Origin of the sequence: Enterobacter cloacae complex sp. P1B (genome assembly GCF_014982345.1) — a bacterium.
Taxonomy (GTDB): Bacteria; Pseudomonadota; Gammaproteobacteria; order Enterobacterales; family Enterobacteriaceae; genus Enterobacter; species Enterobacter bugandensis.
The window spans coordinates 1-770 of sequence record NZ_JADCLF010000037.1; the positions used below are offsets into that span (position 1 = coordinate 1).

At 30.5% G+C, this 770-nt stretch carries 1 protein-coding gene; it reads right to left on the bottom strand.

Features of this window, described 5'->3' with window-relative positions:
• Positions 1–56: 56 nt before the first annotated feature.
• The gene (locus INF77_RS23125) at positions 57–656 is read right to left on the bottom strand and encodes a helix-turn-helix domain-containing protein (RefSeq protein WP_193543114.1); all 600 of its coding nucleotides are present in this window, start codon (positions 654–656) and stop codon (positions 57–59) included.
• Positions 657–770: the final 114 nt, after the last annotated feature.

A 770-nucleotide genomic window follows, 5' to 3' on the forward strand; every position in this document is an offset into this window, starting at 1 on the left:
GTATTGCATCAGAAACAACACCATTATGGAGAAAGATTTTTCTGCCGCCTAAGTGATTAGTATTTTAGCGGTAGATTTTTAATGTTTAAAAGTTTTCCTCTGTGAATTTTAATATACCCCCCATCATTGAGGTCTTTTAGAACTTTATTTAAGGAGCTACGAGATATTGTACTTCTAGATAAAATAAATTTGAAAACTGAAATTTGAGATCTTTCATTTTCTGGTAATTCCCATATAGCTTCTAAGTTGTTTTTTATAATATCGTAGGCATTTTTTGATGAAAATCTTTGATCCCTTTTGAAAAAGTTTGAAGCGATTTCACAAGTCATTAAGAAAAAATGTTTCCACAAATTATTACTATCAGCTAGGCAGTTCAGTTCTATAGTTGGTATTGCTGTAAAGGTTGCATCCGTCGAAGCTCTGAAATAATGATAATCATTCTTTTCGAACATAAAAAATAACCCTAAAATATGAGGTGCATATACAGTGAAAATTAAAATATCGTCTGTTTTCCTATAAATATCTACTCTACCTTCGGTGAGAAAGTAAACATGTGGTTTATTATTGAGTGTGCTGTGTATCTGCTGTCCATTTGACGCATAAATGCGTATAAATTTGTTAGAAGCTTCAACAATCTCTAAGATATGGTCAAACATGATTTAATGCCTCTGCTATTATTTTCATTCTTAAAGTTTGATGTTAGGCAATCATATGATCTTTTTAGGAGATGGCAAGTTTAAATTTAAATATGTTCTTGTGTAATTATACAT